Origin of the sequence: Hydrogenibacillus sp. N12 (genome assembly GCF_019645935.1) — a bacterium.
In the GTDB taxonomy this organism is placed as follows: domain Bacteria; phylum Bacillota; class Bacilli; order Thermicanales; family DSM-22653; genus Hydrogenibacillus; species Hydrogenibacillus schlegelii.
Window position 1 is genome coordinate 994796 of sequence record NZ_CP080953.1, and the last position, 26266, is coordinate 1021061.

At 63.7% G+C, this 26266-nt stretch carries 24 protein-coding genes and 1 riboswitch; of the genes, 22 read left to right on the forward strand and 2 right to left on the reverse strand.

The window, feature by feature from the left end; genetic code table 11:
* Positions 1-210 precede the first annotated feature (210 nt).
* Entirely contained in the window at positions 211-1224 is a 1014-nt protein-coding gene (locus K2M58_RS04610; RefSeq protein WP_220678475.1) for a biotin--[acetyl-CoA-carboxylase] ligase, read from the forward strand.
* Positions 1225-1408: 184 nt separating this feature from the next.
* Here the strand turns inward: K2M58_RS04610 and K2M58_RS04615 are convergent, their stop codons facing one another.
* Entirely contained in the window at positions 1409-1705 is a 297-nt protein-coding gene (locus K2M58_RS04615) for a DUF3055 domain-containing protein (protein ID WP_066441161.1), read from the reverse strand.
* 542 nt (positions 1706-2247) lie between these two features.
* Positions 2248-2401: riboswitch (cyclic di-AMP (ydaO/yuaA leader) on the reverse strand.
* A gap of 6 nt (positions 2402-2407) precedes the next feature.
* Positions 2408-3055, reverse strand: coding sequence for a DeoR family transcriptional regulator (locus K2M58_RS04620; RefSeq protein ID WP_220678476.1), 648 nt, complete (start codon positions 3053-3055; stop codon positions 2408-2410).
* Between the two features lie 197 nt (positions 3056-3252).
* On the opposite strand from K2M58_RS04620, the gene K2M58_RS04625 reads away from it, so the two are divergent.
* From K2M58_RS04625 to K2M58_RS04725, 21 genes are all read left to right on the forward strand, one after another.
* On the forward strand, positions 3253-4140 hold the full coding sequence (locus K2M58_RS04625; protein ID WP_220678477.1) for a DMT family transporter: 888 nt from the start codon (positions 3253-3255) through the stop codon (positions 4138-4140).
* Between the two features lie 110 nt (positions 4141-4250).
* A complete protein-coding gene (locus tag K2M58_RS04630; RefSeq protein ID WP_220678478.1) occupies positions 4251-6290 on the forward strand; it encodes a methyl-accepting chemotaxis protein in 2040 nt (679 codons plus the stop codon).
* Between the two features lie 225 nt (positions 6291-6515).
* Positions 6516-7574 carry a biotin synthase BioB gene (bioB, locus tag K2M58_RS04635; protein ID WP_220678479.1) on the forward strand — a complete coding sequence of 353 codons (1059 nt, stop codon included), beginning with the start codon at positions 6516-6518 and terminating at the stop codon, positions 7572-7574.
* 114 nt (positions 7575-7688) lie between these two features.
* Complete coding sequence (gene bioA / locus K2M58_RS04640; protein ID WP_220678480.1) at positions 7689-9062, forward strand: adenosylmethionine--8-amino-7-oxononanoate transaminase; 1374 nt, start codon at positions 7689-7691, stop codon at positions 9060-9062.
* Positions 9059-9874 carry a dethiobiotin synthase gene (bioD, locus tag K2M58_RS04645; protein WP_220678481.1) on the forward strand — a complete coding sequence of 272 codons (816 nt, stop codon included), beginning with the start codon at positions 9059-9061 and terminating at the stop codon, positions 9872-9874. The genes bioA and bioD overlap by 4 nt, the downstream gene beginning before the upstream one ends.
* On the forward strand, positions 9871-11127 hold the full coding sequence (gene bioF, locus K2M58_RS04650; RefSeq protein ID WP_220678482.1) for an 8-amino-7-oxononanoate synthase: 1257 nt from the start codon (positions 9871-9873) through the stop codon (positions 11125-11127). Before bioD ends, bioF begins: the two co-directional genes overlap by 4 nt.
* Positions 11118-11909 (forward strand): alpha/beta fold hydrolase, encoded by a 792-nt coding sequence (locus K2M58_RS04655; RefSeq protein ID WP_066202574.1) that lies wholly within the window; start codon positions 11118-11120, stop codon positions 11907-11909. The genes bioF and K2M58_RS04655 overlap by 10 nt, the downstream gene beginning before the upstream one ends.
* Positions 11906-12736, forward strand: coding sequence for a methyltransferase domain-containing protein (locus tag K2M58_RS04660; protein ID WP_220678483.1), 831 nt, complete (start codon positions 11906-11908; stop codon positions 12734-12736). The genes K2M58_RS04655 and K2M58_RS04660 overlap by 4 nt, the downstream gene beginning before the upstream one ends.
* Before the next feature lie 221 nt (positions 12737-12957).
* Positions 12958-13254: a hypothetical protein gene (locus tag K2M58_RS04665; RefSeq protein ID WP_220678484.1), complete on the forward strand. Its 297-nt coding sequence runs from the start codon at positions 12958-12960 to the stop codon at positions 13252-13254.
* A 482-nt stretch (positions 13255-13736) separates the two neighbouring features.
* Entirely contained in the window at positions 13737-14807 is a 1071-nt protein-coding gene (locus K2M58_RS04670) for an NAD(P)-dependent alcohol dehydrogenase (RefSeq protein WP_211264219.1), read from the forward strand.
* 1461 nt (positions 14808-16268) lie between these two features.
* Positions 16269-16442, forward strand: a complete 174-nt coding sequence (locus K2M58_RS04675) for a hypothetical protein (protein WP_220678485.1) — start codon at positions 16269-16271, stop codon at positions 16440-16442.
* A gap of 46 nt (positions 16443-16488) precedes the next feature.
* Positions 16489-17766: an IS21 family transposase gene (istA, locus tag K2M58_RS04680; protein ID WP_252393391.1), complete on the forward strand. Its 1278-nt coding sequence runs from the start codon at positions 16489-16491 to the stop codon at positions 17764-17766.
* A complete protein-coding gene (gene istB, locus K2M58_RS04685; protein WP_220676869.1) occupies positions 17763-18548 on the forward strand; it encodes an IS21-like element helper ATPase IstB in 786 nt (261 codons plus the stop codon). The genes istA and istB overlap by 4 nt, the downstream gene beginning before the upstream one ends.
* Positions 18549-18657: 109 nt before the next feature.
* Positions 18658-19218 carry a GntR family transcriptional regulator gene (locus K2M58_RS04690; protein WP_252393594.1) on the forward strand — a complete coding sequence of 187 codons (561 nt, stop codon included), beginning with the start codon at positions 18658-18660 and terminating at the stop codon, positions 19216-19218.
* A gap of 116 nt (positions 19219-19334) precedes the next feature.
* Positions 19335-20243 (forward strand): acetaldehyde dehydrogenase (acetylating), encoded by a 909-nt coding sequence (locus K2M58_RS04695; protein WP_220678487.1) that lies wholly within the window; start codon positions 19335-19337, stop codon positions 20241-20243.
* A gap of 169 nt (positions 20244-20412) precedes the next feature.
* On the forward strand, positions 20413-21447 hold the full coding sequence (dmpG, locus tag K2M58_RS04700) for a 4-hydroxy-2-oxovalerate aldolase (RefSeq protein WP_220678488.1): 1035 nt from the start codon (positions 20413-20415) through the stop codon (positions 21445-21447).
* 40 nt (positions 21448-21487) lie between these two features.
* A complete protein-coding gene (locus tag K2M58_RS04705; protein WP_220678489.1) occupies positions 21488-22267 on the forward strand; it encodes a 2-keto-4-pentenoate hydratase in 780 nt (259 codons plus the stop codon).
* 259 nt (positions 22268-22526) lie between these two features.
* Positions 22527-23357: an alpha/beta fold hydrolase gene (locus K2M58_RS04710; protein ID WP_220678490.1), complete on the forward strand. Its 831-nt coding sequence runs from the start codon at positions 22527-22529 to the stop codon at positions 23355-23357.
* Between the two features lie 99 nt (positions 23358-23456).
* A complete protein-coding gene (locus tag K2M58_RS04715; protein ID WP_066198354.1) occupies positions 23457-24224 on the forward strand; it encodes an SDR family NAD(P)-dependent oxidoreductase in 768 nt (255 codons plus the stop codon).
* 291 nt (positions 24225-24515) lie between these two features.
* Positions 24516-25193 (forward strand): GntR family transcriptional regulator, encoded by a 678-nt coding sequence (locus K2M58_RS04720; RefSeq protein ID WP_252393538.1) that lies wholly within the window; start codon positions 24516-24518, stop codon positions 25191-25193.
* Between the two features lie 7 nt (positions 25194-25200).
* A complete protein-coding gene (locus tag K2M58_RS04725; RefSeq protein WP_211258105.1) occupies positions 25201-26202 on the forward strand; it encodes a ketopantoate reductase family protein in 1002 nt (333 codons plus the stop codon).
* Positions 26203-26266: the final 64 nt, after the last annotated feature.

Sequence of the window (26266 nt, forward strand, 5' to 3'; positions counted from 1 at the left end):
CGCGCCGGCGCGGCGGCGGTCGGGGATGTGGCGCTTTTCGAAGATCCGGCGACCGTCCGGATTCCGCTTTTGACAATCGCCGTTCTAAGGGCCGTTGCCGCGCGGCGAAATGGGGACGACGGCATCGGGGCGACGGTGCCCGACGAGCGGGCAACGAACGGGGCGCCGGCGCCTGTCGACGAGCCGACGCCGATCGGGAGGGGTGAAGGCGTGACACCGAATCGGAGCGCTTTAGAACATGACGGGGCCAATCACGCGGCGGCGGTTCGTCTGGCGGACCGCCTGTTTGCGGCGCTTTTGGCGGCGCCCGGGACGTATGTCTCCGGCTCGGCGCTTGCGGCCCGCTTCGGCGTCAGCCGGACGGCGATCTGGAAGGCGGCCAATCGCCTCATGGAAGCGGGTTTTCCCGTCGAACGGGCGCACCGGCGCGGATACCGCCTCGCCGAGGGATACGATCCGCCGGTCGGCCCGAACGGCTGGGAGGGGTTGGAGGGTGCGGAGCTGGGCCGGGCGTTTCGCTTTTTCCCGGAGGTGGACAGCACGCAGAACGCCGCCCGGCGGTGGTTCGACGACGGGGCGCCTCACGGCGCCGTCGTCCTCGCGGAGCGCCAGACGGCCGGCCGGGGGCGGATGGGGCGGCAGTGGGTTTCACCGCCGGGGACCGGCCTCTGGATGAGCGTGATCCTGACGGACGGGCTCCGCCTGGCCGACGTCCACGCCCTCTCGCTCATGGCGGGGCTCGCCGTCGCCGAAGCGCTCGAGGCGTTCGGCTACCGTCCGGGCCTCAAGTGGCCCAACGACGTCCTCCTGGCCGGGAAAAAAGTCGCCGGCGTCCTCATCGAAGGTCAGGGAGAACTCGACCGGCTTTATTTTGCCGTCGTCGGCATCGGCCTCAATGTCCGGCTTCCGGAGGCGTTTCCTCCGGAGCTCCGGACGATCGCGACCGCCCTCGCCGAGCACGGGCCGCCGCCGCCCCGCCGAAAGCTGGCCGCGGCGATCCTGTCGGCCCTCGACCGGGAGCTCCGGGCCTACCGGGCGGAAGGTTTCGGCCCGCTCCGGGAACGGTGGCTCGTCCGGGCGGTTTCCCTCGGCCGGGAGATCGCCGTCGAGACGGGCGGCGGCCGGATCGTCGGGCGTTTTGCCGGGCTGGACGACGACGGGAAGCTGCTCGTCGAGACGGCGGCGGGGCTTCGGGCGATCGCCAGCGGCGAGGTGCGGCTTTGAGGGGCGGTTTTGGGGCGGTTTTTAAGAAACGCTTTTCGGGATCCGGCGAGACGCCCTTTGCCTTGTGCGAACGGCACCTGCCGCCTTCGCCGTTTGGGACTTTCCCCCGTTTGACAGCGCCCGTGCCGGGCGTACACAAAAAGCGGCAGCCCAACGGCTGCCGCCAGGTGCAGGGGGTCTCCTTTCAGTATTCCGGCTTCCAAGGAAGGGAGGGAATGTGGTCTTCGAGGAAGTGGGCCAGGCGCTCCGCTTCGGCTTCGCTTTTGAGCTGCAGCGCTTCTTTCAGCCAGATCGGATTGGCGAGGTCGCTCGCATCGGCGAGGGCGGTCCGCCCGGTCTGGAGGTTGATGATCATCGTCTTGCCGAAGAACTGGTTGGAGAAAAGGAGCCCGAGGTCGTACAGCCCTTCTTCCGTGTGCACCCCGATGAAACGCACCTGGGCCTGCTCGGTGTTTTCGTAGACGGCTTCAAAGAGCGCCACCCGGATTCCCTCCTTCCTTAGACTTCGTTTCTTAGCCTTCATTGACTTTGCTTTTGCCCTTGCTTTGCCGTGCCTTTCGGTTCCGGATCGGCCTTCGCCGCTCTCCGGCCGACCCTTCCCGGCCGGGAATCGGCGCCGTCCGGCCGAGACCGGCTTCCGCCTGCCGGTTCGGTCGATCCGACGGGATCGCCGGCCGGGCTTTGCCTTCGCGTCCCGGACGGTTGCCGCATGACGCGGGCCGCTTTTTGCCGATCGTGCGCCCTGGCCGCGGCAAAACGCGTCGGCGCCCGGACGCTCCGGTCCGCCCGGGCGCTTGAGCCCTGCGGCCCGCTCCTTCCGCCCGGGCGCTCCGGTCCGCCGGCTTCGCCCGGGCGCCCGGCGCCGGCGCTCCGCTTCGACGCAAAAGCCCCGCACCAAGTCGAGAGGGCCAGCCTCCAGGCTTGGCGCGGGGCGTGCGCAGGCGCATTCGGCGCCGCTCCCTCCGCTTCCTCGTTCGGTCAAAGGCACCGCCGACCCGAGGTGAACGGTCATGGTTCGCCAGAGAGACTTCCCTGCATTAGCCGACGGGGTTAGCTGACGGGCAGGATGGCAGGGAATGCGTCTGACTCATCCCTCCCGACGCCTGTCGTCGGGATTAGCCCCAAAAGATCGGGTCCCCCGCTCCCGGCATCCGCCGAGATTAGGCCGTCTTTGCTTTTACGTTTATTTTACGGATTGCGTTCCGGGAAAACAAGATAAATCTTTTGCACTAATCTCGCCGCTATCGGCCATCTCGGCCTTCAGCCGGTCGGCGGCCTCGGCCCAGCGGAGGGCGACGCCGCCGAAACCGCGGGCAAATCGTTCGGCATCCCCCGAGGCGGAAAACGCATAGACCGGCGGCCGGCAGCAGGCGGCCGGCGCTTCGCCGCCTAAGACGTACGTCGCTTCCTCAGCCGGGACGGTCGTATGGGTGAGGACGTCCCGAACGAGGGCGTACACGCCGGCATGACCGGTGCTCCGGAGCCGCCGGTGATGGATGAGGCCGCAGTGGGCACAGCAGGCGACGTCCACCCGGCCGTCGGGGAGAAGCAGGCGGTAGGCCAGCGTCGGGTTGACCGGCTTACCGCAGACGACGCAGCGGCTTGGGCCGTCGTCGGGTGACGGCGGTGGGGACGCTTCCTTTCGGTGAGGTTCGAGAAGGGCGATGCCGCCGTACGTCTTGACGGCGATCCCTTCGTCGACGAGGGCGCGAACGTCCCGGTGAATGGTCATTTCGCTCACGCCGAAGAACGCGCTCAGCTCGGAAATCTTAAGCGCTTTCCGTTCAAAAAGGAGCCGGCGAATCGTCGCCCGGCGTTCGATCGGGAGCATGTCCGTCGCTCCTCCGGCCGTCCGTGGGCGGACGGCAGCGTTTCAAAACCGTGGCGGCGTTGATTGTGTTTAGGTGTTACTTTATTGTAACACAGGGTTCGCTCCCCCGCCAAGGCGCTGGCGGCCGACGGCGGCCGGCGTTAAGATAGCCGTAAGGCCTATAAGATAAAAATGCGATAAAGAAAGGGAGAGGCAGGGTGCCGCTCGCGTACGGGGCGCTTTTGGCCGGCGTGGTGTTCATCTCGACGTCAGCGATCTGGGTGCGGCTTTCGGCGTCGCCGCCGGCGGTGACGGCGGCGTACCGGCTGCTTTTTACGGTGCTCCTCATGGCGCCGTTCGTCCGGCCCCGGTGGCGGTCGATCTTCGGGCAGTGGCGCGCGCTCAGCGCCGTCGAACGGCGGCTTGTGATTGCGTCGGGGGCGCTCTTGGCGGTGCACTTCGATCTTTGGTTCTGGTCGCTCGATTTTACGTCGGTGGCGAGTTCCGTCGTTCTCGTGACGCTCCAGCCCCTTTTTACGTTCGTCGGGGGGATGATCGCCTTCGGCGAGCGGCCCGGGGTGTGGATGTGGCTCGGAGGGCTTTTGGCGATCGCCGGATCGGCGCTCATCGGATGGGGGGATTTTGCCGTCGGGTCGGAGGCGCTCTTCGGCGATGCGCTGGCGCTTCTCGCGGCGCTTTTCGTCTCGCTCTACTGGATGATCGGGCAGCGCGTCCGGCCGAAGCTCGATGCGACGGCGTATACGTTTTTCGTCTACGGCGCCGCGACGGTCGTGCTTTTTGGGCTGGCCGTGTTGAAAGGAGAGCGGCCGGTGGCGCACCGACCGGAGGACTGGGGCTATTTTCTCGCCCTGGCGCTGTTCCCGACGCTTCTCGGCCATTCCCTTTTCAACTGGGTCATCCGCTGGATCCCCGCGTCGACGCTGTCGGTGGCGATCCTCGGCGAAGCGGTCGGGTCGGCCCTCCTTGCGTACTGGGTCTTCGGCGAGACGCTTCACCTCGGCCAGTGGGTGGGCGGGACGCTCATCCTCGTCGGCATCGCACTGGCGATCCTGCACCCGCCGGAGCGGGCGGAAGGCGGACGGTAAAGTGAAAGGGCGGCCGCCGTCGGCCGATACATCAGTCGTGTGAATAAAGCGACGTTAAATACGGAACAAAGCGTCAAATACGGAACAAAGCAAGGAAAGGAGGCCGAACGATGAACGGGCCGGACCCGGAACAGTCTATGGATGAGAAAAACCGGGCGATCATGCGGCATCTTGCGCTGGATGAGTCCGCGCTGAAGCGGTTTCGTACCCGGGGGGATGCGGTCCGGGCGGCGACCGAAGCGGCGGCCCTCGCCGCCCTCGAGCGGCTGATGGCGGACGATTTTTTCGACCGGGCATTCCGGCAGGGGCTTACGCCGGAGAAGCTTCGGGAGACGACGCGGGCGTACCTCCGGCATCTGTGGGCCGAAGAGGACATCGCCCGGCACGGCGGGCGGCTGGCTCGGATGGGCGCCCGGCAGGCGGAGCTCGGCTTTCCGCTTTCGTTTTACGGACTTTTTTACACGGCCCTCACCGTGGCGCTGTGGGACGCCGGGCGGACACCGGAGCCGAAGGCGGGGCCTCGTGTGTCCGAGCGCCTTCGGGAAGTTTTGCGGCGGCTTCGGGGGCGGGGCGCGTTGTTCCGGCCCGATGTCGACGGGGGGACGCTCGAGCGCTCCGTGCCGAACGAGGATCGTCGATGGCTTTTGGATGCCTACCGGCGCCTCCGCCTGGACGAGATCCTGCTGCTTGAGGCGCACGGCGCCCGGCTGCGCCTCGGCCAGGCCGAGCGGCTTGGCGAGGGGCTGAAACGGATTTTGTCTCTCAAAGGCGTGCTCACCCGGCTGGTCGGCCGGCTCCGGCGGCTTAAGGACGACGCCGATGAGTATGCGCTGGCCAGCCGGGACGTGAGCGCGGCGGCGGATGTCGTCGCCGAAAATGTCGTCCGGATCGCCGAGCGGGCGGAACGGATGGCGGAAGCGGCCGGGGCGAGCGAGGCGGCGGTGGGACGGGCGCTTCAACGGTTACAGGAAGCGGCCGAGGCGTTTTCTTCGGTGCAGGATGAGGTCGCCGGCGTCGTGGCCGGGACGGAGGAAATCGGAAAACTCGTCCGCTGGATGGAAGAGATCGCCGCCCAGACGGAACTGCTCGCCCTCAACGCGGCGATCGAGGCGGCGCGGGCCGGTGAGGAAGGGCGGGGGTTTGCCGTCGTCGCCGCCGAGGTGCGAAAGCTCGCCGAGACGTCCCGCATGGCCCTCAGGCAGATCGATCAAACGGTGCGCTCGTTTGTCGGCCGGGTGGAGAAGACGGCGCTCAAGACGGAGGCGTTTCGGGAGAAGATGGCCGAAGGGGCGGCGGACGCCCGGGTGGCGATGGATCATCTCCGGGCGATCGTCGCGGAGATCGCCGCCAACCGGGACGATGCTCAAGGGATCGCCGCCGCCGCGGAAGAGCAGACGGCGTCGATCCAGGCGTCCCTCGAGCGGGTCGAGGCGATCGCCGGCCATCTGGCGGAAGTCGAGGGGGAGCTCGGCCGTTTTGCCATCGACCTGGCGGAAGCGCTCATTTCGATCGACGGCGTGCGCAGGGCGCAGATCGACGGGGAGGCGGTGCCGATCGGCCTCGCGCTCCGCTTTGCCGTCGTCGATCATCTGCTCTTTCGCTGGCGCCTCGATCTTGCGGCGCTCGGCCTTCGGGAGGAAGATCCGCACGCCATCGGCGATGCCTCGCGCTGCCGCCTTGGCCGCCTGATCGAGCGGAATCGGGCGGTGCTCGGGCCGCTTCCGTGTTTTCAGGAGCTCGTCGAGACCCACCGGCGGATGCATGCCGCCGGGCGGGAACTGCTGCTCGCCGTTCGGGCCGCCGGCCGGGCGGCGGGGCGTCCGGCCGGCGGCGCCGCCCGTCTTGCCGGCGGGCGCGCCCCGGCGGCGGCGGCCGTCGCCCCCGCGGACGGAAGCCGCCCGGACGGGGGGGATGCCGCTTGGCACAGCGCTCCAAAAGCGGCAGGGGCTGCCGGAACGGACGGGCCCCGGGCGGACGGGACGGCGGCAGTCCGGGAACCGGAACCGGCCCGCTCCGGTCTTCTCGCCGGCGCATGGACGGAGGAGATCGTCGCGGCGCTCGGGCGGCTCGATGCGGCGACGGAGGCCGTCGTGGCGGCGCTTCTCGCGTGTGCCGAAGCGGCGGAAAGGGCGGAAGGCAACGACGCCTGACGCCTTTTTTTGCGGCCATTTAGTTAACCAATGATAAATTTTTTGTTGACAAAAAAGGTCTGCCCCCGTATGATCAAAGAGAGGCTGGTAAATCCCGGCGCGACGCCGCGCCGAAGAGGGGGGCGGCCCATGGAGTGGGCGAGGGAAACGGCGATGACGACGACGCGGGGAACGGCCGTGGGATCGGAGTGGAAAACGGCCGTGGAGAGGCGAAGGGAAACGGCCATGGAGACGACGCGAAAAGCGTCGACCGAGGCGGGGAAAACGGACGCGGCCCCTCAGCCGGGGGTGCTCGATGACCCGGCGTTTTTCGATCGGCTGGCGGAGCGGGCGCTTCGGGACGAGCCGCCGACGCCGGAAGAGGCGGAGGCGGTGCTTCGGGCGCCGGATGAGGCGCTTCTTTCGCTTCTTGACGCGGCGTATCGGGTGCGAAGGCATTTTTACGGGAAGCGCGTCCGGCTCAATATGATCATCAACGCCAAAAGCGGCCTCTGCCCGGAGGATTGCGCCTACTGCGCCCAGTCCGCCGTGTCGACGGCGAAGATCGCCAAGTACCCGCTCGTCGACGCCGAGACGCTCATCGCCGGCGCCGAACGGGCAAAAGCCCTCGGCGCCGGGACGTACTGCATCGTCGCGAGCGGCCGGGGGCCGACGCCGGCGGAACTGGCGCGCTTGGCGGACGCCGTCCGGGAGATCAAGCGGCGGACGGGGCTTACGGTCTGTACGTCGCTCGGGATTCTCACCGATGAAAAGGCCAAGCTCCTCAAGGCGGCCGGCGTCGATCGGGTGAACCACAATCTGAACACGGCCGAGGGGCATTACCCGACGATCGCCACGACCCACACGTATGCCGACCGGGTGGCGACGGTGGAGCGGGTCAAGGCGGCCGGGCTTTCGCCGTGTTCCGGCTTCATCATCGGCATGGGGGAGTCGATCCGGGAGATCGTCGACATGGCCTTTGCCGCCCGGGCGCTCGATGTCGATTCGATCCCGCTCAATTTCCTCCACCCCGTCCCCGGGACGCCGCTCGGCGACCGGCCGTTCGTCGAGCCCCGGTTTGCCCTCAAGGTCGTCGCCCTCTTTCGCTTCGTCAATCCGACGAAGGAGATCCGGGTCGCCGGCGGACGGGAAGAGACGTTCCGTTCGCTCCAGCCGCTTCTCCTCTTTGCCGCCAATTCGATCTTCATCGGCGATTACCTTACGACGCCGGGGCAAAAGCCGGAGGCGGACCGGGCGATGATCGAAGATCTCGGCTTTGAGCTCGATCGCCCGCCGGAGCCGTGACGCCTCCATCCCCGGCTTCGCGCGGCCGGGGCGCCGCCTTGATTCGAGACGTCGGCGTCTTTGGAACGCCGGTCCGGCCGATCGGAGAAGAGCGCCCGTTAAGGAGGATGGGGGATGACGCGCTGGGTGCCGCCGCGGGATGTCCTGCTCGCCTGGAACCGGGATCACCTCTGGAATCCGTTTACGCCGATGAAAAATTATCTGGAAGAAGATCCGGTCATCATCGAACGCGGCGAGGGGGTCAAGCTCTTTGACGTCGACGGCCGCGCGTACTGGGATGGGTACAGTTCGCTCTGGCTGAACGTTCACGGCCATAACGTGCCGGAGCTGAACGCGGCCGTCACCGAACAGCTGGGGAAGATCGCCCACGCGACGCTCCTCGGGAGCGCCAACGTTCCGGCGATTCTGCTCGCGAAGCGCCTGGCCGATCTGGCGCCGCCGGGGCTTCGAAAGGTGTTTTTTTCCGACTCCGGCGCCGAAGCGGTGGAAATCGCCGTCAAAATGGCGTTTCAGTACTGGCAAAACATCGGTCGCCCGGAAAAACGGCGGTTTATCACGATGACCGGCGCGTATCACGGCGATACGATCGGCGCGGTGAGCGTCGGGGCGATCGAGCTGTTTCATGCCCGCTTCGGGCCGCTTCTTTTTCCGACGGTCCGCATCCCTTATCCCCACGCGTACCGCCACCCGAGCGGCGATCCGGAGGCGGCGGCCCGGGACAGCCTCGCGGCGCTCGAGTCGATCCTCCGAGATCAGGCCGACGAAATCGCCGCCCTGATCGTCGAGCCGGTGATGCAGGGGGCGGCGGGGATGATCCGCATGCCGGACGGCTTCATGGCCGCCCTCGCCGATCGGCTCCGGGCGTACGACGTGCTGCTCATTGCCGATGAGGTGGCGACCGGATTGGGCCGCACGGGAGCGATGTTTGCCGTCGAGCATGACGGCGTCGTGCCGGACTTTTTGACCCTTGGAAAAGGGCTCACCGGCGGGTATCTGCCGGTGGCGGCGACGCTGACCACCGATCGGATTTATGAGGCGTTTTGGGGCGAGGAGATCGAAGGGAAGACGTTTTACCACGGTCATTCGTATACGGGAAACCCGCTCGGCTGTGCCGTCGCTCTGGCCAATCTCGAGCTCATGGAAAAAAGAAAGCTTCTTGAACACGTCAGGCGGCTTTCGGCCCGGGCCGAAGCGCGGCTTTCCGCCTTTCGCGAACTTCCTTACGTCGGGGATGTGCGTCAGGCGGGGCTGATGATCGGCATCGAAATCGTCCGGGACCGGGCGACGAAGGCGCCCTTTCCGCGGGAGGTGCGGATCGGCCGGAAGATCGTGGCTCGGGCGCGGGAGCTCGGGCTTCTGACGCGCCCGCTCGGCGACGTCATCGTCTTCATGCCGCCCCTGGCCACGCCGGAGGCGGCGCTCGAGGCGATGATGGACATTCTTTACCGGGCCATCGCTGAAGTGACGGGAAAGGAGGCCGGGCGATGAGCGGCCTCTTTGTCACCGGGACGGACACCGGCGTCGGGAAGACGGTGTTTACCGCGCTCCTAGTCCGCTGGCTTCGGCGGCGCGGCGTCGACGCCGTGCCGATGAAGGCGGTGCAAAGCGGGGCGGCGGCGGAAGATCCGGCCGGCGATGCGGCCCGCCTCCTCCGGGCGGCCGGCGTGACGGTGCCGAAGGAAGCGCTGGTGCCCTACGCGTTTCGGGCTCCGCTGGCGCCGGCCGTGGCGGCGGACAAAGCGGGGGTGCGGGTGGAGCTCGGGCGCATTCTCGCGGCCTACCAGGCGCTTCACCGGCGTCACCGCCACGTGGTCGTCGAAGGCGCCGGCGGGCTCATGGTCCCCATCGCCGGAGACATCCTGATCGTCGATCTGATGGAGCGGCTCGGCCTTCCGGCGGTGGTCGTCGCCCGCTCCGGGCTCGGAACGGTGAATCATACGCTTCTTTCGCTCCATCTCCTTCGGGCACGGGGCATCCCGGTCGTCGGCGTCGTGCTGAACGACGGCCCGCACGGCGAACCGGACCCGTCGGCCGAAGACAATCCGCGCCTGATCGAACGGCTGGGCGGTGTGCCCGTGCTCGGGCGCCTTCGGACCGTCCCCGAGGGGCCGAAGCCCGATGCGCTTCGGATGCCCTCCGGTGCGCCGCCGGATCGGGCGTCGGAGGAAGCGTTCGGGGAGGCGGACAGGACGCTCCGGGAGGCCGAGGCGGCGTTTGATGAGGCGGCGCTCGCGATGTTGGAGGCGGAGATCGATCTTTCGGCGATCGTCCGGGCGCTCGAGGGGCGGGAGGGGCGATGACGCTCGAGGCCGAGCTTACGGAAAAGCTTCGCCGGCTGAAGGAGGCGTCGCTTCTTCGCCGCCTCGCCGTCCGCGCGGGAGGGGTTCCGGAGATCGAAGAGGTGGGGGAGGACGGAAGCCGCACCCGGCTCCTCAACTTTTCGTCCAACGACTACCTCGGACTCGCCGGCCACCCGGCGCTCAAAGCCGCCGCTTGCGAGGCCGCCGCCCGTTACGGCGCCGGCGCCGGGGCGTCGCGCCTCATCACCGGCCACGCGCCGTGGACGGCGGCGCTGGAAGCGGATCTCGCCGCCTGGCTGGAGAAAGATGCGGCGCTTCTTTTTTCCAGCGGCTATGCCGCAGGCGTCGGGACTTTGAGCGCCCTCATCGAACGGGACGACGTCGTCTTGAGCGACCGGCTGAACCATGCCAGCCTCATCGACGGCATCCGTCTGTCGCGGGCCCGCGTCCGGCGCTACCGTCACAACGATCTTGCGCACCTGGAGGCGCTCCTAAAGGAGGTCCGGGAGCGCGAAGGAAAAAAGCGGGTGTGGATCGTCACGGAGTCGGTATTCAGCATGGACGGGGACGTGGCGCCGCTTCGGGAGATCGTCGAACTGAAAACACGCTACGGGGCCTATCTCGTCGTCGACGAGGCCCACGCCGTGGGGCTTTTCGGCCCGCGCGGAGGCGGCGTGGCCGAAGCGCTCGGCGTCCTCGAGGCGATTGAGGTGTTCATCGGCACGCTGTCGAAAGCGCTGGGCGCGGTCGGCGGCTTTGTGGCCGGGAGCCGGCCGCTCATCGACTGGCTTGTGAACCGAGCGCGTTCTTTCATGTATTCGACGGCGCTTCCTCCGGCCGCGGTGGCCGCCGCCCGGGAGGGGCTTCGGATCGTGCAGGGAGAACCGGGGCGGAGGCGGCGGGCGCTCGGGAACGCGGCATGGTTTCGAGGCCGGCTGGAAGCGCTGGGCGCTTTGCGCATCGTCGCCCCCTTCGGCGAAAGCGGCGCGCCGCCCTTTGTCACGCCGATCGTCCCGATCGTCGTCGGCTCGGCCGGCCGGGCGTGCCGCGTCTCCGCGGCGCTTCGGGCACGGGGCATCCTCGCCGTCGCCATCCGGCCGCCGACGGTGCCGGACGGGACGGCGCGCCTCCGCTTTTCGGTCTCGGCGGCCCATTCGCCCGATGATCTCGCCCGCGCGGCGGAAGCGGCGGCCTGGGCGCTCGAGGCGGCGGCCGACAGAGGCGTCGGTGGAGGGACCTCGGGATGCGGCTGAGGATGCTTTGGGTCTCGGGCTGGGGTTTTTCGGCCGAGGGCTTCCGTCCGGCCGCCGACTGCCTGCGGGTCCGCGGGGAGCGCCGGGCGGCGGGAGTGGACCATCGGTTTTTCGATTGGACGGCCGGCCGAACGCCGGAAGCGTTGCTCCGGGCGCTTAAGACGGCGCTCGTCGCGGTGCGGCAAGAGGCGGGGGATAAGGCGGATCCCAAACGGCGCGGGCGTGTGGCGGTCGTCGCGTGGTCGCTCGGGGCCCTGGCTGTGCTGAGCCTGGGGCCGGCGCTTTTAAACGGGATCGACGCCCTGGTGATCGTCGGCGGAACGCCGCGGTTTCTCCGGGCCCCGGACTGGCCGCACGGCTGGGACGCGCGGGCGCTCGAGCGGTTTCGCCGGCGGTTTGTCCGCCGTCCGATGGAGACGTTCGGGCGTTTTCTCCGGGATGTCTTCGGGGAAACCCCAGAATCGATCGAGCGGATCGCCCTGCCGGTCGCGGATCCGTCGGTCCAGGCATCGGCGATGGCCGGGCTCATGCTTCTCGAACGGCTGGACGCCCGAGAAGGGCTCGGGGACCTTCGGCTTCCGCTGTATATTTTGCATGGAGCGGAGGATGCCATCGTCCCGCTTTCTGCGGCTTCTGCGTTAAGGGAGCGTTTGCCGCAGGGGTCGCTTACGGTCTGGGAGACGGCGGGACATGCGCCGCACCTTGAGCGCCCGGCGGATTTTTGCGCATGGTTGGGGACATCGCTGCGGGAAGTCATGGATGGAGGTGAGCCGCGTCCATGAAGGAAGAGATCGACCGGCGCCTCGTCGCCCGCCATTTCGACCTGCACGCGCATGAATATGACGCGCATGCGGAGGTCCAGCGCGAGATGGCCGAGCGGCTGATGGCGCGTTTGGTCCACGTGGAGGGGCCGCATCGGCCGCCCGTTCGGACCGTGCTCGACGTCGGCGCGGGGACGGGGGTGCTCACGCGCTTTTTGTTCGAGCGGTATCCCGAGGCGGAGATCACGGCGCTCGACATCTCCGAAGCGATGCTCTGGCGGGCCCGCGAGCGGCTCGGCACCGCCCGCGTGCGCTGGGTTCAGGCCGATGTGGAGACGTGGAGGTGTCCGCGCCGGTATGAGGTCATCGCCTCGAATGCGGCCTTTCAATGGTTGAGCCGTCCGTCCGAAGTCGTGCGAAAACTTTCCGGCTGCCTGGCGGACGGAGGGATGTTGGCGGTGGCGACTTTTGGGCCGCGGACGTTCTGGGAGCTGTTTTTCGCTTTTCGGCAGGCGGGGGACCCGGCGCCACGCCGCGGTCCGACGTTTCCGCCGATGCGCTTCTGGTCTGAGGCGATTCGCGCATGCGGCCTGAAGGTCGAGGTTCTGGAACGCGTCCGGGTACGCCGCGTTTATCCGAGCGTGCGAGATTTTTTGAAAACGGTCAAGAAGATGGGCGCCAGCCATGCGCCGAAAAGCGACCGACCGCTTCCGCGGCGCGTGCTGGCGCGGATGGAGGCGTGGTACAACGAAACGTTTGCCGTGCCGGGCGGCGTTCGGGCGACGTTTGAGGTGGTCATCGCGGTGGCGCAGAAACGCCATGAAAGGATGCTGCTCCGTCCACAATGAGCCGAGATGAGGGCAAACAACGCTGTCGCGGCCGGCCCTTCTTCATCGATAACTTCACTTAGAAGCGTGTGCCGGTGTGGCCAGCCAGGTGCCGGAGTTCGTCCCATCCGTGTGCCCACTCTTCCGGTATCTTACCGCCGATTGTAATTAATCGGCTTTGCAACAGGCGGCCTCCAAGGGCCTCATAGAAGCGGCGCTATGGGTTTTCCGCAAGAAGGCCGGTGAAAAACTCCCTCATTTTGAAGGAAAACCGGACCCATGGATCGAATTCATTCAATCAAAGCAAGCAAACATCCGTTATAGCCCGCCGGGCGCTGGGGTTCAAAGAAAAGGTTCCGAAGGCTTTAATTCAGAAGCTTCTCGAGCGTCCGCCCGGGGAAGGATGGACGCATTGGAAGCTCTGGGGAAAGCGCTTCGGGATGTTCAAGGCGACGCGAAAGGAAATTTCTCGCTATTTCAACACCAGCGCTTTCATCCCTTCCGACTGGCCGGAGCACGTCTTTGCCGGGGCGGGTTAACGTTTTTTTCCCTTAAGCCCGCTGTTTTTCCCTGCCAGGGTCGACCGGGGCTCCGGCAACACCGTGCGGTGGGGGTAAAGGGACGGCGGGCAGGCGGGGTAACTCCCCCTCCTGGTATGTGCCCGATGACGAAGAGTCTAAGGGACGGAAAAACGCCGGGGAGCGGTTCGGCATCGGGAAGCGGTTCGGCAACCGGAGGCCCAAGACCGGGAGGAGCGGGCCTTCACCGGAAGGGGATGCCGGGCCGACCAGACGGTGATGGAGGTAGCCGTCGGCAAAGGCTAAAGGCCTTTGTCTGTACAGCGAGGACCTGGGTACAAAAAGCTAGAGATTGTTTATCTTTGTATAGAGAAAGTTGCCCCCCTTTACCGCATCAGGTGCGCTGCACATGGAATCAATCGACATAAACGGGGGCATGATATAATCATGATCGAGCATCCGGAGCAACAGGCGACCATTCGATGTTGGAGGAGGTCCGGTTCATGGCACGAACCATGCGCGCCGCACAAGTCGTGGCGTACGGAAAACCCCTGGAAATCCGGGAGGTTCCCGTTCCGGAACCGCACGGCGAGGAGGTTTTAGTCCGGATCGGAGGAGCCGGCCTATGCCACTCTGATCTCCATCTGATGCACGGGGAGATTCCGCTCTTGCCCTCCCTCCCTTTTACCTTGGGGCATGAAAATGCCGGCTGGGTGGAAGAAATGGGTGAAAACGTCCAAGGTTTCAGCAAAGGCGACGCGGTGGCGGTCTACGGCGGCTGGAGCGAGAAACCCGACCGCTTTGCCTGGGCGGGCCAGGAACAGCTGACCGACATCCGCAAATGGGTGGGCATCGGTTTTCCCGGGGGATATGCCGAGTATCTGCTCGTTCCGAGTTACCGTTATTTATTGCCGCTGGGCGATCTGTCTCCGATTGAAGCGGCGCCGCTTACCGATGCCGCGCTTACGCCCTATCGGGCCGTTAAAAAACTTCTGCCTTCCCTTTATCCCGGAAGCACGGTGGTGATCATCGGCGTCGGCGGGCTCGGTCAATTTGGCGTTCAATTCGCGCGCGTCCTGACGCCCAGTTGCCAGGTCATCGCGATCGACGTCGATTCTAAAAAACTCGAGATCGCCCGGGAACTGGGAGCCGATCATGTGATCCACGGCCGGGAGGAGGACCCGGTCGCGAAAGTCAAATCTTTAACGGGTGGCGAAGGAGCGCAGGGCGTCGTCGATTTCGTCGGCTCCAGTGCCACGATGACGCAGGCCTGGAACATGGCCGGGCGGCAAGCGAAGGTGGTCATCGTCGGCCTGGCAGGCGGGAAGCTGGAGTTTACCACCAAAGTGCTCAACGAGGCCGAACTGACCACGAGCGTATGGGGCAGTCAGGTCGAGCTGAGCGAGGTCCTTGAGCTGGCGCGGCGGGGGGTCATTCGCCCGAGAATTCGGAGGGTACGGTTTGAAGAGATCAATGAAGCGTTCGAGGATTTGGCGCACGGTCGCATTGAGGGTCGTGCGGTCCTGGTCCCCCATGACACGCTGGAAAACGCTGCTACTGGGCCGACCCAATGATGAATCGAAGCCGGAACACGGATTGTGAGCACGGCCGCCCGTCCTTGAGGACGGGCGTTTTTTGACGGAGGGAAAGCGCGTCCCTCTCCGAGAAACCGTCACGGCCTTCACCGGGCGGATCCGCTGCATTGCTCAGAAAGCGGTCGAAGCGAGCGGGGAGTACATCCGGGGCAAAATCCCGCTTTTGGAGACGGCCATGCAGCGCCGTCCGCTGGGAATGGCGCTCGGGAGGCTGCGAGGATAGGGAGCGGCTACTCAGGCGCTTTGGCTCCCGAGCGCCGGGAGAGCACGATCATCGGAGCGTCATGAGCGCGTTTTCTTGTTCAAATTTAGCGGCCGGTCGTAAAATCCACCACGAGGGCCAGTTGAAAATTCCCCCGCCCCATCGAATTACAGACACCGAATCCCCGGCAAGGATGAGGTGTCTGCATCATGATAGGAGTGGGGGAAATGTTTTACATGAAGGAGTTGTACGCGGAACTGCGTAGCATCCGGGAGGTCGCCCGGAGGACCGGTCACGACCGCAAGACGGTGCGCATGTACATTCACTCACAGGAACGGCCTCGTTACAGGCCCCGGTCGCCGCGTCCGTCCAAGTTGGACCCCTTCAAGCCAACCCTGGTGACCTGCATCGCCGAAGGGATGTTGAACTGCAATGTCCTGCTGGACGAGATTCGCGCTCTGGGTCCTGCGCCCCTCATACCGGACAAATGCTGAAACGATGTTGTATCCTTCTGTCAAAGGAGAAAGGCTCGTGAAACGAATAAAATCCATCCCTGGCTCCCTCCAATTCAAAGCGGCTTGGGAACGGATCAAAGGCGAAAAACGCTCGTCGAACGCTCCCGGGAATCCGGCGTTCATCCCCATCCCTTCTTGAAGGGAAAGCTTCCCCTCCTGGAAAAAGGCGCTGAGCGCTCCCCTTCCCGAACAAAAAGCGGATCCCCGAAGCGCATCCGCAATTGGGTTGAGCTTCTCGGCAAAAAGGAAGGCGAAATCGCACGCCTCAAACTTCTCGCGTTTCGAAGCGGAGCATCGAGCGCTTCTCTTGAAGCAAAACGTGTCGAAGCCCTCAATGCGCTATTGACCGAACGGATCTGGGACTATAACGAGCGCCGGCCACATTCAAGCCTGCGGCCCAAAACGTCCCAAGAAACGCTCAAAGAAGCCCTGAGCACAAGCTAGGTCTGCATTACATAGGAAGAAAGAACAAAATGTTTAAATCAAGGGGCGCGGTTCCTTGGATGGTGGTCCCCTCCGCAGGCGAAAAGCGTGCGGTGCAATCCGGCAGGCCTGCCTGACGCCAGGAAGCCCTTCCCCTTCAGGGAGAGGGAGAAGTCACTCGGAACTCCGCCTTGCAGGATGCCCCGTTGTCAGGTATACTAAACGGAGAAACGTTCTAAAACTCTAGTATAATTAAAGGATCATAGATCAGATAAATTCGCGATTGAGGAGGCTTTATGGGTGTTTGATCTGCCGGAGATCAGGCGGTCGAAGACCGATCAGGCTTACGAATACATCAAACAAGAACTGATCGCCGGGAGGTGGTCGTTTGGGCAGGAGATTTCGGTGGTGTCAACATCGGATGTAAAATCCCCAATAGCAGCGGATAAAGATTCCCCAAAATCACCGGCATGATTTCCTCAAAATCATCGGGATGAATTCCCCACCCCTGTGTCGAACTATGGCACCTGCCATCACTTTTGGGGAGGTGCCGGTGATGAGGGAGAGTGAGAAGATGGAGATCAGGAAGCTGTATGAGGAGGGCGTCAGCATCTCGGAACTGGCCAGAAGATACGGCCATGACCGCAAAACCATCCGCAAGGCTGTGAGTGAGCCGAGGCAGCAGGAGGAGGGGAGGGTGAAGTCGCGCAGCCGTAGGGTGAAAGGCCACAAGCTGGAGCCGTACAAGGCCTATGTGGAGCAGCGCATGCGTATCGGCGTCCTCAATGCGGAGCGAATCTTTCGCGAGATCCGGGAGCAGGGATATACCGGCGGAATTACCGTACTGCGCGAGTTCATGCACCCTCTCCGCCCGGTTGTCTCTGCCAAGGCAACCGTGCGGTTTGAGACGGCTCCGGGGGAACAAGCGCAAATCGACCTGGGCGCATTCCCCTACCTGGATCCGCAGGGCCATCGGCGCAAGGTATGGTGCTTTGCCATGGTCCTCGCCTACTCCCGCATGCTCTACCTGGAGTTTATCAGAGCGGCGGACCAACGGCATATCCTCCAGGCGCTCCGGAACGCGCTGGAGTTCTTCGGCGGGGTTCCAAAGGTCATGCTCAGCGACAACTGCTCCCCGCTGGTCGTGGCCAACGACGGTCATGGACACGTCGACTGGCAGCCGGCGTACATGGACTTCGCCAAGTACTACGGATTCGTGCCCAAGGCCTGTAAGCCCTACCGAAGTCGCACCAAAGGGAAGATTGAACGGCCCATCGGGTATATCCGGTCCAGCTTCTGGCCGGTTTCGTTCGTGGACCATGACGACCTGAACCGGCAAGGTGCCATCTGGCGGGATACGGTGGCTAATGTGCGCATCCACGGCACGACGCGGGAGCAGCCGGTGGTGCGGTTTCAGGCCGAGACGCTTAAGCCCCTGCCTAAGAGCCGGTACACGCTGGCGTACGCCGATATGCGCAAGGTCATGAGCGATTGTCGCATCTCCTGGAACACGAACATGTACACCGTTCCATGGCGGTATGTGGGGCACACCGTGCTGGTCCGGGAGTTTGAGTCAGGCCGCCTGCAGATCGAGTACGGCGGGCAGGTCATTGCCGAACACCGCGTGCTCACAGGCAGGCACCAGGTCTCAACCGACCCTGAGCACTTCAAGGGCATCCCGGCTGGGACGCCTCATCCGGATCGAGGCAAGGTGCCAGGGTTGCAAATCGGGCCGGACGTGGAGCAGCGGGAGCTGTCCGTCTATGAGCAGATCGCGATGGGAGGTCAGGGGCAATGAGTGAGGCGTTGGTTTTGGCCAAGGCCGAGGAGCAGCTGCTGGAGCTGGGATTGAAGCGCGCCGCGGCGGTGCTGCCGGCGTGCGTGGAGTGGGCAGCGGGGCACCAGGCGACCTATGCGGAGTTCCTGCACAGACTGCTGGATGCTGAGCAGGAGGAGCGATACAGCCGTTACATGCACGCCAGACTCCGCATGGCCAACTTCCCGTATCACAAGACCCTTGCAGATTTCGATTTCTCGTTCCAGCCGTCCGTCGATGAGCGACAAATACGCGAACTGGCCGGCTTGACGTTCATCCGGGAGGGCAGCAACGTCATCTTCCTGGGACCGCCGGGGGTGGGCAAGACCCACCTTGCGGTGGCCCTGGGGATGGAGGCGATTCGACAGCGCATGAGCGTCTACTTCGTGACCATGCAGAAGCTGGTCGCTGACTTGCGACGGGCGTACCAAGAGGGACGGCTGGACAAGCGCCTGCGCATCTACACCCAGCCGAAGCTGCTGATCTGCGACGAAGTCGGCTACTTGCCGCTTGACGCCTTGGACGCCGCGAACTTCTTCCGGCTCGTGTCGGAGCGCTACGAGCATGGCTCCCTGATCATCACGTCCAACACCAGCTTCACCAACTGGGGGACACTCTTCGGTGACCAGGTGCTGGCCTCTGCCTTGCTCGACCGGCTCCTGCACCACGCCACCACCATCAACATCCGCGGCAACAGCTACCGGATGAAGGACAAGCTGCGCGCCGGGGTGACCCATGCGCTGAAGGAGGAGGTGACCGCGTAGATCGAACATACGTCTGGGGAATGATGCGCGATGATTTTGGGGAACTGAATCCGCTGTTTGTGGGGAATCGAACGCGATTTTTTTGGGGAGTTTTAATCCGCTATTGACAGTGGTGGAGATTGCCGAGACGCTCGGCTTTTCGCGCCGCCCGGTGATCGATGCCCTCAAGCGGCTGGAAGTCGAGCAGTTTGTGGAGATCGTTCCTCAAACGGGTGTCTTTGTAAAGCGATACACGGAGGAAGAAATACTGGATCATTTTACGGCGGTCATGGCCCTGGAAGGGCTTGCGGCATGTCTTGCGGCCGAACGGGGGCAGCCTGAACAGCTGGACGCGCTGAAGGCCGCTAATCGTGAGCTGGAGGAAGTGGTCAGCCGTCCCTTTAAGAAGGAAGAATATTTTTCCTGCAATCGTCGATTCCATTATGTCATTTTGCGGATGGCTCAATCAAAAAAACTGATGTCTCTTTTGCCTGCCCAGTGGAATTTGAATGACTTTTTCTTGACGAACATCTCTTTCTTTGAACAGGATTTTAAGCGTACGATCGGTGAACACGAGCGGATCATTGAAGCCATCGCTCACCGCGATCGCGACTTGGCCCGCTTCCGGATGGAAGAACACTTTCAGACGTTTATCCAGATGGTAAAACAGAGTTTGAGCATACGACGCTGAAGGTTGACACTCGACCGCTCCCCTGATATCTTAGTATCGTAGAAAAAGATTGTGAAAATCTCGGCTTGCCGTCATCAACGGGAAGGATATCGTCATCAAAGGGAAGGATGAGGAAGATGTCCGAAGCCGGCCGGCGCAAACTACGCGTGGCGATCATCGGGTCGGGGAACATCGGCACCGACCTCATGTACAAAATGTTCCGCAGCCCGTATCTCGAACCGGTGTGGATGATCGGCATCGATCCGGAATCCGAGGGCCTGAAGCGGGCCCGCTCCCTCGGCCTTGAGACGTTCGACGGCGGCCTCAAGCAGGCGCTTGAGGCCGGCGTGCGGCCGGATCTCGCCTTTGACGCCACGAGCGCCAAGGCGCACATTCGGAACTGGAAACTGCTCCAGGAACACGGCATTCAGGTGATCGACCTCACCCCGGCGGCCCGCGGTCCGTACGTCTCCGCGGCGGTGAACCTCGGCGAGCACCTCGACACTCCCAACATCAACATGATCACCTGCGGCGGGCAGGCGACCGTGCCGATCACCTACGCCGTCGGGCGTGTCGTGCCCGTGCAGTACGCCGAGATCGTCGCCACCATCGCCTCCAAGAGCGCCGGTCCCGGGACGCGGCAGAACATCGACGAATTCACCGTCACCACCGCCAAGGCGCTCGAGGTCGTCGGCAAGGCGAAGAAGGGCAAAGCGATCATCATCCTGAACCCGGCGGAGCCGCCGATCATGATGCGGAACACCGTCTACAGCCTCGTCGGCGACGTCGACCGCGAGACTCTGGACAAAATCGAACGATCGATCCACGACATGGTCGCCTACATCCAGACGTACGTGCCGGGCTACCGCCTGAACCGCGACATCGTCTACCGCGACGGCGTCGTGAGCGTCTCCGTCGAAGTCGAGGGCCTCGGCGATTTTCTCCCCGTCTACGCCGGCAACCTCGACATCATGACGACCGCCGCCGTCAAGGTCGGCGAAGAGATCGCCAAGCACCGCCTGGCCCTCGTCGAGGAGAAAGCGTAAGCGCCGGCGCGGGCGGCTTGTGCGCCGGGCGCTTCGGCGAATCGGGCGGAACGCGCCGGTCGAACCGGCCCCAACCGACAAAAAGCCGGCGCCAAGCGGCGGACGCCTTCCGGCCCGCCGCTTGCCCAGGGGCCGGCGAACCAAACCTTCCAGAAAGGCGGGGAAGCTCATGCCAAAGGCGCCGCGCATCGCCGTCACCGACGTCACGCTTCGGGACGGCATGCACGCCATCCGGCATCAGTTCAGCGTCGACGACGTCCGGGCCATCGCCGCGGCCCTCGACGACGTCGGCGTAAGCCACATCGAAGTCTCCCACGGCGACGGTCTCGGCGGCTCGACGATCCAGTACGGCTTTGCCAAAGAAAACGAAGACGACCTCATCCGGGCCGCCCGGGAGGTCGTCCGGCGCGCCCGCCTGACCGCGCTCCTGCTTCCCGGCATCGGCATCATCGAAGACATGAAGCGGGTGCAGAAACTCGGCGTCGAGACCATCCGCATCGCCACCCACTGCACCGAGGCGGACATCTCCGAGCAGCACATGCGGGAAGCGAAAAAGCTCGGCCTGGAAGTCGTCGGCTTCCTCATGATGGCCCACATGCTCGCGCCGGAAGACCTCGCCCACCAGGCGCGGCTCATGGCGGGCTACGGCGCCGACGTCGTCTACGTCGTCGACTCCGCCGGCGCGATGCTGCCCGAAGACGCCTACGCCCGCGTCAAGGCCCTGCGGGCGGCGCTTCCGGACACCGTCGAAGTCGGCTTTCACGCCCACCACAACCTCGGCCTGTCCATCGCCAACTCCTTTGCCGCCGTCGACGCCGGCGCGACCCGGATCGATGCGAGCTTAAAGGGCCTCGGCGCCGGCGCCGGGAACACCCCCCTCGAAGTGTTTGCCGCCGCGGCGGCGAAGCGGGGCCTTGAGACGGGGCTCGACCTCTACAAAGCGATGGACGCCGCCGAAGACGTCCTCCGGCCCCGGGTGCCCCGGCTCGTCGAGATCGACCGGGCGAGCCTCACCTTAGGCTATGCCGGCGTCTACTCCAGCTTCCTCCTGCACGCCTACCGGGCGGCGGAACAGTTCGGCGTCGACGCCCGGGACATCCTCGTCGAACTCGGCAAGAAAAAAGTCGTCGGCGGCCAGGAAGACATGATCCTCGACGTCGCCCTGGCGCTCAAAAAACAAAAAGAAGCCGCCGCCGCCCGTTGAGGGCGGCGGACGAGTTCCCGCGGCCGATGGAGGGGAACCGATGACCGACCTTCAAGCCCTCGCCGATCGCCTGTGGGAGGCCGAACGGACGAAGACGGCGATCCCGCCGCTTACGGCCGACCACCCCGAGCTTACGCCCGACGACGCCTACCGCATCCAGCTCCTCAACATCGAACGCAAAACGGCCTTCGGCGCCCGCGTCGTCGGGAAGAAGATCGGGCTCACCTCCAAAGCGATGCAGAACCTCCTGGGCGTGGACGAACCGGACTACGGCCACCTCCTCGACACGATGCAGGTGGCCGCCGGATCGCCGGTGCCGTGGGCGCCGCTTTTTCAACCGAAGGTCGAAGGCGAGATTGCCTTCATCATGAAACGGACGCTGAAGGGTCCGGGCGTGACGTATCTGGACGTTCTCGATGCCGTCGAGGCGGCCGTCCCGGCGATCGAGATCGTCGACAGCCGCATCCGGGACTGGAAGATCAAGCTCCAAGACACGATCGCCGACAACGCCTCGTCGGGGCTCTTTCTGCTCGGGCGGGCGGCCCGGCGGGTGGAAGACGTCGATCTGGCGGCGGTGGGCATGGCGCTTTACAAAAACGGGGCGCTCGTCAACACCGGCGTCGGCGCCGCGGCCCTGGGGCATCCGCTGTATAGCGTGGCGTGGCTGGCGAACTTTCTCGGCCGCTTCGACATCGCCCTGGAAGCCGGGGAGATCGTCCTGTCGGGGGCGCTCTCGGCGGCGGTGGACGCCGCCCCGGGCGACCGGTTCACCGTCGCTTTCGACGGATGGGAGACGCTGGAGCTACAATTCGAGAGGTAAAATGAATAGGGACTCTTCCAGCCGCTCGACAATCTCGAGCGGCTTTTTGAGTTTTTACTGATTCGGTGAAGGCCATCATTTCCATGAACTTTCTACAGGTTGACAACCCTCATGATTCATTCTATAATTAAACCTGAAAATAAACAAGCCGATCGAGGGGTCCGACGAAGATCCTGGAGACGGGTTGATCTGGTGGGGCGAGCAGTTCAACCCTTTGTCCGAAGACCATGTGATGAACACCACGACGGAGGCCTGATCGATGTACGACGTCAAATACATTCAGACCGGGCAGTGGACGAGTAAAACGCTGGTCGCCGGAGATCCCGCCTCCCCGGCCGTCATCTTGCTGCACGGCGGAGGCCCGGGAGCCAATGCCGAAGCGAACTGGCGGAATGCCGTTGAAGATCTCCAAGACGCGTTTTATGTGATCGCGCCGGATCTTTTGGGATTTGGCGAGACGACCATGCCCGATCCGTTGCCGAGAGGGGGACTGGCATGGATCGGACACCGGGTGGAGCAAGTGCTGGCTCTGATGGATGCGCTTCGGGTTCCCCGGGCCTTTCTGATCGGCAATTCGATGGGCGGCGCGCTGGCATTGCATCTTTTGCTGGATGTCCCGGGTCGATTTAATAAAGCGATTCTGATGGGCTCCGCCGGCGGGCAATTTTCCCCGCCGCCCGAAATCGCTCGAATGCTGAGCTTCTATCAAGATCCGCGGGTCGATCGGTATCGGGAAATTATGCGCAGCTTTCTCTGCGATCCCATGAACACGAAAGCGTTCGCGGACTTCGACGCGATGGTTCAGCAGCGCTACCAGGCGGCGATGCGGGAGGAGCTCAAGCGGAGCTACGAAGCCATGTTCAATCCGCCGCTTCCGCCTCTGTCTCCTTCTGCATTGTCGATGATTCGGCACGAAATTCTTTTGATTCACGGCAGGCAAGATCGGGTCGTTCCGCTGGAAGGAAGTTTATATTTTTTAAGGCATCTCCCAAATGCGGAGCTGATCGTCTACGATCGCTGTGGCCACTGGGCGCAGATCGAACGCTGGGAAACGATGCGTCGGGACATCCGGTGGTTTTTCCTGTCGTAGATTAGTCGCAGACTTTGCTTCTCTTATAACGGACCACTCTCCAAAGCTGGAGATACCGGAAACACTTAAAATTTTATCGAGTGAAAGGAGAGACGTTTGATGGCTCGTAGACTGGAAGGAAAGGTCGCTCTTATTACGGGTGCGGCTAGCGGTCAAGGTCAGGCGGCGGCGGTGGTGTTCGCCCGAGAGGGAGCTAAGGTGGCCGCGGTCGACATCAACATAGAAGGATTGGAAGAGACCATACAAAAGGTTAAAGCGGTCGGCGGAGAGGCGATTGCAATTCGCTGTGATGTTTCGCAGGAAGAAGATGTGAAAAACGCAGTAGCTGAAACGGTTAAGACGTTTGGAAAGTTGACGACGATTTATAGCAACGCAGGTATTATACACAAAAACTTTATGATCACGGTCGAAGAGCTCAGCCTCGAGGAATGGGAAAAAATTCAAAGTGTGAATGTTCGCGGGACGTTTCTCGTTACCAAATATGGGATTCCGGAATTAATTAAAAATGGCGGTGGAACGATCGTGACCACGGCTTCAACCGCTGCCCTGGTCAACACCCCTGGGGGCCCTTCTTATGCCGCCTCAAAAGGAGCGATCATCTCGTTCACGCGCCATGTTGCCGCTACCTACGCGAGAAAAGGGATTCGCGCCAACGCGCTGGCGCCGGGGTACATTAAAACGGCAATGACCAAGGCAATGGAGGAATTGTTCCCTGACCTTGACCGAGTGGCCTCCGAAGCCACGCCGCTTGGACGGGGAGCGGATCCTGAAGAAGTTGCGAACGTCGCCCTCTTTCTGTCCTCGGATGAGTCTTCGTACATCACAGGAGCGGTGATCGTCATCGATGGAGGCATCACGATCGTTTGAATGCGCCATCAAAATGGAGTGAGTCGTGTCCGACATTATGGGGAACTACGGTTTATCGAACCCCAAGCGTAGAGAAAATGGACCGTGACAGGATGCAATCAAGGGCAGGGGATTGACAGCCTCCGCTCTTGATTCTAGAATTTAATCGAAATGAAAATCTACACAGAAGGGTCGAAATGGACGAGGATGCATTCACCACGATCGCGCCCGGACGGGACGTTTCAAAGCGGAACGCCGGCGCAAAACGAGCTGGATCATCGGGTGAGATCCGTTCTGCAGAAGTCCGCGGTCTTGAAAAAGCTTCCGGCCGAAGCGGAGGAGGCGCCACGGAAGATCTACGGCCGAAAGCGCGACCGCGTCTACCTTTACGTCCGGAATAAAATCTTAACGCGGGAGTTCCGACCCGGTGCGATGATCGATCCGCAGGAGATCGCCGATACGCTCGATGTCAGCCGCACACCCATTCAAGAGGCGCTCACGCGCCTGGAACAGGAGGGTTTTATCGAAATCATTCCTCAGGTCGGCATCTTCGTGCGGACGCCGACGTCGGAAGAGCTGTTTGAAAAGCTCATCAGCCGGGCGGTGCTGGAGGGCCTTTTGACCAAATGGGCCACTCCGCGCATCGGAGATGAGGAACTCCGGTTGCTGGAGGAACTGGCAGAGCTGATGAACGCCGGTCAGTTGACCGCCGAAGCGTATTCTCTTGTGAACCGCGAGTTTCATAACGTGATTCACGTCGCTTCCGGGCTTCATTACGTCCGCCTGTTGGTGGAGCACCAGTGGAACCTGGTGGACTATACCGCCGTCATCGATTTCGTCTTTCAACCTGAAAACATGCGCCGCTCGTCTGAAGACCATCTCCGGATTTTAACGCACATGAAAAACCGCGAGGCCGACGAAGCGCGAAAAGCGATGGAGGCGCACGTCATGCGGGTGGCGCATCTCCTTCGGGAAAGGTGGCGGGGATAAGTTGCGGATGGTCGTTCTTGGCGCCGGTGCGCTCGGCTCGCTCATCGGCGGATATCTCGCGCGCGCCGGGGCGGAGGTGACGCTGATCGGCCGCCCGGCCCACATGCAGGCGATTCGGGAACGCGGGCTTAAGATCAGCGGCGTTCGGGGAGAGGTGACGGTCGGCGAGCGTCTGAGGGCGGTGACGTCTCCGGAGGAAGTGGAGGGAGAATTCGACTGGCTCGTCCTTGCCGTCAAGGGGAAAGATACGGCTTCAGCGCTTGCCGGCGCCGAACGCCTGCGCGAGCGGGTGGCGGCGGCGTTTTCGGTCCAAAACAGCGTCACCAAAGACGACGAGTTGATCGCGTGGTTCGGCGATCCCCGGCGGGTGATCGGGTTTGCCACCATTGAGGGAGCGACGCTGGTTGAGCCCGGCCACGTCCGCAACCATGTGACGGTCCCGACCACGGCGTATGCCGGTGAACTAGGCGGTGAAATCACGCCCCGAGTCGAAGCCCTGGTGGCATGGTTCAATCAAGCGGGGCTTGGGGCGAAGGCAGTCGCCAATATCCGCCAGGTGGAGTGGGAAAAGCTGGCGCAAATTTGCCTGGCGTCCGGCTACTCCGTCAGCTGTCTGGCGGCCGTTCCGCACCTCGGGTTCGCCGATGGTTTGGTGGTTCGAGAAGGGGCGGAACACTACGTGGCACTGGCCAAGGAGATCATGCAGGTCTACCGGGCGCTTGGCTATGCCCCCCAGAATTACTTTGCGCCGCTGTCGCACCTCCGGGAGCTGGAGGAGTTTCCGTTTGACGAAGCGGTGGAGTTCGCCAGAAGCGTCGGGGAACGGCTTCGGGAACGCGGCTCGGTGGGGCGAACGTCCATGCACGAAGATATCCTTCGCGGCAGACGTCCGGAGGTCGACGCTATTTTCGCGCCTTTTGTGCGGGAAGCCGATCGGTTGGGGCTGGAGGTGCCGGTCTTGCGCTCGATCTACCGAACGGCGCGCGTTTGGGCGGCTTACCTTTCGTAATCTATCTTCATCATCGATCGTCAGGTCATCTCGTCCAGGGGCAAATCATCGACCTGATCGGCAA